Genomic DNA, 1,306 nt, shown 5'->3' with positions numbered 1-1,306 from the left:
AAAAACCGCCATCCCATTCAACCGGGACGGCGGTTTTTTGTTTCATCACAGTAACGTCAGGAATCGCGCCACAGATCCGGCGGGATCGGCAGATCATCCTTGAGCGGGTCCGGGCGCTTGCATTTGCCCGCGCGGAACTGGCGGATCTGCGCAAACAAAAAAGACCGTACCCGAAATGCGACCCCCTGTAGGAGCTGCCGCAGGCTGCATCTTTTGCTTGCGTTAATACCGGAGATTGATCGCACCCACACCCAACTTGTCAAATTCGACGCTCGCGCCCACTTCGATTTTTACTCGACCGGCGTCAGCAACTGGAACATTGAATTTGAATTCTTCAGCCGTCAGAAACTCCCCGGCGCTTGCGGCAAAAGAGAAACCTTGCCCTGCAGTATCTGCGACCGGAGTAATGGCGCCCTCACCGGTTTTTTTATCGTAGCGACTGAATGTACCTTTCATCGTATTTCTCCTTTGCGATCGCACGAAGTGCGCGGAATCACCACGTAATCAAACTGCAAAAAGAGGCCGGATACACCTGTCAGAGTTGACAGGTGAAGGCAGCTTTCAGACAAACGGAATCAGTCTGCTGTCAGAAGTCGCGCCACAGGTCCGGCGGGATAGGCAGATCGTCCTTGAGCGGGTCCGGGCTCTTGGCCTTGCCCGCGCGGAACTGGCGGATCTGCGCAAACAAAAAAAGATCGCACCTGAAATGCGATCCCCTGCAGGAGCTGCCGCAGGCTGCGATCTTTTGCTTGTAAACACCAGCGTTTAAATGACACGCCGAGATACTTAATCAGGCTACGCATGCTTGCGCCTTTGCCTACAGCTAAGCCAGAATCCGCCGGCTTGTGCGCCTTGAGGGCGGGTTCTATTGTGGGTCGGTCGCTGACGAATCAGCGATCGGGTTTAGCGACTCGAATCAACTTAAAGGTGCATCAGCGTTCCAGGCTTCGTTGCGGATCTGAATATCTGCAATTTCGCTATGGTGGCTGTATGCGGGAGACCTTCGCGGTCTACCGGGTACCTTTGACCGGTTCGCTAACCTGCGTACAGCCGCCACCCTTCCTGTTTAGCGACAGGATTTGGCGGCTTCACCTCAAAGGAGCTTTACCATGATCAAACCAACACCCAACCCACCCGAAACCGACCCCACCTCGCCCTACGAATCCATCGATTCAAAAAAACTCCACGAAGCCGCCGACCGCGCGCTCGATCACTACCTCTGCCCCGGCAGCACTCGGCCTCCACGCAAACCCAGCACGATGTACGCCGTCGTCCCGGACATGAAAAACGAAGAACTATTGGCCAA

1 protein-coding gene and 1 pseudogene are annotated in these 1,306 nt (G+C 55.2%); one reads left to right on the top strand and one right to left on the bottom strand.

From position 1 onward, the window contains the following. Positions 1-222 precede the first annotated feature (222 nt). Complete coding sequence (locus ACIOZM_RS31855; protein WP_401221658.1) at positions 223-456, bottom strand: hypothetical protein; 234 nt, start codon at positions 454-456, stop codon at positions 223-225. 653 nt (positions 457-1,109) lie between these two features. Between ACIOZM_RS31855 and ACIOZM_RS31850 the strand changes: the two are divergent. Further along, a pseudogene (locus ACIOZM_RS31850) lies at positions 1,110-1,306 on the top strand (hypothetical protein); the annotation flags it as partial.

The sequence above is a fragment of the Pseudomonas sp. NPDC087346 genome, assembly GCF_044744235.1.
Taxonomy (GTDB): domain Bacteria; phylum Pseudomonadota; class Gammaproteobacteria; order Pseudomonadales; family Pseudomonadaceae; genus Aquipseudomonas.
Note: the sequence above shows the minus strand (reverse complement) of the source record. Positions and strands in the feature narration are given on the sequence as shown.